This window comes from Arthrobacter sp. HMWF013 (assembly GCF_003061105.1).
Taxonomy (GTDB): Bacteria; Actinomycetota; Actinomycetes; order Actinomycetales; family Micrococcaceae; genus Arthrobacter.
This window is the reverse complement of record NZ_QAIQ01000586.1, coordinates 2,520-6,038: the sequence shown is the minus strand read 5'-3', so window position 1 is coordinate 6,038 and position 3,519 is coordinate 2,520. Positions and strand designations below refer to the sequence as shown.

At 70.0% G+C, this 3,519-nt stretch carries 2 protein-coding genes and 2 pseudogenes; 3 read left to right on the top strand and 1 reads right to left on the bottom strand.

Annotation, left to right across the window (positions count from 1 at the left end):
* Window positions 1-609 (bottom strand): annotated as a pseudogene (locus tag DBR22_RS19860) (bifunctional 3'-5' exonuclease/DNA polymerase); the annotation flags it as partial.
* 104 nt (window positions 610-713) lie between these two features.
* Here DBR22_RS19860 and ssd point away from each other — a divergent pair.
* From ssd to DBR22_RS24855, 3 genes and pseudogenes are all read left to right on the top strand, one after another.
* Entirely contained in the window at window positions 714-1,919 is a 1,206-nt protein-coding gene (gene ssd, locus DBR22_RS19855) for a septum site-determining protein Ssd (protein WP_108600415.1), read from the top strand.
* Window positions 1,916-3,166 carry a TadA family conjugal transfer-associated ATPase gene (locus DBR22_RS19850; RefSeq protein ID WP_108600414.1) on the top strand — a complete coding sequence of 417 codons (1,251 nt, stop codon included), beginning with the start codon at window positions 1,916-1,918 and terminating at the stop codon, window positions 3,164-3,166. Before ssd ends, DBR22_RS19850 begins: the two co-directional genes overlap by 4 nt.
* Window positions 3,163-3,519, top strand: a pseudogene (locus DBR22_RS24855) (hypothetical protein); the annotation flags it as partial. The gene DBR22_RS19850 and the pseudogene DBR22_RS24855, both read left to right, overlap by 4 nt.

Sequence of the window (3,519 nt, the reverse complement as noted above, 5' to 3'; positions counted from 1 at the left end):
GATCTGCTCATGCAGGTCCTCCCGCCAGGGGACGCCGGTGTGCTGCATTTCAGCGGCGATCAAGGCGCCCGCCGATTCTGCGGCCAGCAGGAGCTGGAGACGCTTCCTTTTGTTCTCTTCCAGGGCGACGGAGGCGATGGCAGCCTGCTGAGCGGCATATTCGCTGCGCAGATCGGCCAGGGTGAGGCGCGGCGCTGACCCGCGCGCGGGGGATTCAAAGAGCGCTCCCTGGTCTGCCGGCGGGGGCGGCGGCTGGAGGGAACGGGGAGGCTGCTGGGGATCGTCCAGCGTGACTTTCTCCGCATTCATGGCGTACTCGGTGTGGGCCGTGAATTGTGAATGGGCGAGGATATTGCTGCTCAGGCCCAGGTCGTAGCAGCGTTCCAGCTCCACTCCTGCCGCCAGCAGTGCGGGGTACCAGTCCTGGGTACGGTGCCAGATCCAACGGGGCGACGCCTCGCGCGGCCGGTTTTCCAACTGGCGTACGACGCCGGCCAGCTCACCGGTGCTGATCAGCCTCGGTTCAGGGCGGTCCGGGTGCGGAGCGCCGGCTTGCGTCAGCTGCTGGAGGGCTGCGCCGTTGGAGTGGGCGGCGAGCAGCAGATACATAGGTCCAATTCTGCCCTGCGGCAGCGACACTCCTGTGCGGAGGTTGTCCACATAGGGCGGTTGCCCCCTGTTTTCTGCCGCCGGCCGCGGTGGAGAGTTGCTCCATGAGCAGGCACCAGCAACAGCCATCCCCGTCCGAGCGGCCACTTTCCGGGCTGGCGCGTCCGCACGGGCTGGCCCGCCCGCCTGGACGGGACGCGGCGGCAGGTGCTTCTCCAGCCGGACAGGCGGCCGGCGCGTGGCTGCCGGACCACACGGCCGCGGAGGTGCTGCTGGTGACCGGATACGCCGTACTCCAGGGCGAAGTGGAGCGGATCGTCGCGGCCGCCGGTGGACAGCTGCGCGTGGTGGAGGATGTGGGTGATGCCGCGCAATACTGGGACTCCGCCGCCGCGGTGCTGGTGGGGAGCGATATCCGTGAACTGCCGCCGCGTCGGAGGGCACCGGCCGTGCTGGTGGGCCTGAACGGTGAAGGGGACAGCCTCTGGCATCTGGCCGCAGCCCTTGGTGCCGAGCGCGTGGCGGTGCTTCCTGATGCCGCGGCCTGGCTGGCCGAGCACCTGAGCAGGTCCCGTTCGCCTGAGGCCGGCGGGCTTGTGCTTGGCATAACAGGAGGCTGCGGGGGAGCAGGGGCCACCACCGCAGCCATCTGGATCGCTCAGGCCGCGGCCGGACTGGGCGTGCGCGTACTGCTGGTGGACGCGGACCCTTGGGGCGGCGGCCTGGAACTTGCGCTGGCCGCTGAGGAGACTCCCGGGCTGCGCTGGCCTGACCTTGCGGATGCGAGCGGCAGCATCGACGCCGCGCAGCTCGCCGATTCCCTGCCCGTCGCCGGAGGGTTCTCGTTCCTGTCCTGGCCCGGCAGCCGCGACCGCCCGGCGCCCGTCGACGCCACCACCACCGGCGGCGTGCTGGACGCTGCACGGCGGGGCTATGAGCTGGTGGTGGTGGACATCGGCCGCGGTGCCGAGCCCGTGCACACTTTCGCCTGGGACTGCGACCGCATCCTGGTGGTGGTTCCGGCGCAACTCAAGGCTGCGGTGGCAACGGCGAGGCTCCTGCAGGAACTTCCGCCCATTGAAGCGGCCCTCTTGGTGCGCGGCAAGGCCGGTGCTGCCCTGGACAGCGGGCTGATCGCCGGCGCCGTCGGGCTTCCGTTCCAGGGCCGGGTGCCGGAGCTGCGCGGTGTGGTTGCGGCGGCCGAAAATGGGCGGCTCCTGGAGCTGGGCAAGCGACGCAGCGTCAGGCATTTTGCCGCTGCGGTGCTTGACCTGTTCGACGACGAAATACCCGCGGGTGAGCTGCAGTGAGTACGCGGCAGCCTCTCCCGCCGCCGTCCGCCGGCCACCTCACGGGCCAGCGCCGCCGCCAGGCCCGGGTGCTGGATCCCCGGGTTCTGGACGCTGCATTGCTGGAGACCGTCCGGGAATCCGTGATGTCCGACGCCGGACCTGTCACACCCTCCCGCGTTGCGGCGGCGGTGCAGGCCACCGGGAGGCTGCTGGGGACCGCCGGGTCCCTCGCCGCCGTGGAACGTATCAGTGCGGAGTTGAACGGGCTCGGCCCGCTCCAGGAGCTGACCAGGGACGTGCAGGTCACGGACATCTTCGTCAACGCCCCGGACTCGGTCTGGATCGACCGGGGCAGGGGCATCGAACCGGCAGGGGTTTCGTTTTCGGGTGAGGCGCAGGTCCGGGCTTTGGCATCGCGGCTGGTGGCAGCCGGCGGGCGGCGGCTGGATGACGGGTCACCCTGCGTTGATGTCAGGCTCGACGGCGGCTACCGTGTCCACGCCGTGCTGCCGCCCGTTTCAACGGCGGGCACGCTGTTGAGTGTCCGGATCCGGCGGGAGCAGGTCTTCTCCATGGCTGAACTTCGCGCCGGCGGGATGTTCGGGAGCGTGATGCAGGATGTTCTGGAGCGCGTTGTTGAGCAACGGCTGAGCTTCCTCATCAGCGGCGCCACCGGCTCCGGCAAGACCACGCTGCTGTCCACCCTGCTGGGGCTGTGTTCCCCGGCCGAACGGCTCGTCCTGATCGAGGATGCCTCGGAACTGAACCCCGTCCACCCGCACATCGTGTCCCTGGAATCCCGCCACGGAAACCTGGAAGGAGGCGGCGAAGTGGACCTGGGTGAACTCGTCAGGCAGGCCCTGCGGATGCGCCCGGACCGGTTGGTGGTGGGCGAATGCCGCGGGGCAGAGGTCCGTGAACTGCTGACCGCCATGAACACCGGCCACACCGGGGGCGGCGGGACCATCCACGCGAACGCGGCAACCTCGGTTCCGGCGCGGCTGACTGCCCTGGGCGCATTGGCAGGACTGGGGCCGGACGCCGTCCGGCTGCAGGCAGCCAGTGCCCTCGATCTGGTGGTCCATGTGCAAAGGTCCCGCAACGGCCGGCACGTCGGGTGTGTGGGTCTGCTGCAGGACGGCCCCGGCGGGCTTTCCGTGGTTCCGGCTTTGGAAAGCGGACGCGGGCGGCTCACCACCGGGCCGGGCTGGGAACTGTTGTGCGGACGGCTTGGCATGTCCCCCGCTCTGGACACTGTTGTATGAGCGTCCTGCTGGCCACGGTTCTGGTGCTTGCCGCCGTCCTGCTCTTCCGGCCGCCCGGCGGGGCAACGGGCCGTTTTCGCAGGGCAGTGGGTACCACGGAAGCAGGCTATACGGGCGGGGGCCGGTTGGGGCTGGCCCCGGCCGGTTCGGGAAGCGGCAGCAGTTTGGGTGGCTTCAGCGTGGGACGTGTCTTCGCAGGCGGCCCCGGATCAGGGCACAGGTCAGGGCAGCAGCAGGCTGGCCTCTCCCTGACACTTTTGGTCCAGCAGCTCGCCGCGCTGTTGAAGGGTGGGCGCACCCCCGCACGGCTGTGGGACGAGCTGTGGCTTGTCCACGCGGGCCGGGCTGAAGCC

Excerpts from the sequence above, each read along its gene's own strand:
- ssd (WP_108600415.1), top strand. The coding sequence starts at position 714 with ATGAGCAGGCACCAGCAACAGCCATCCCCGTCCGAGCGGCCACTTTCC.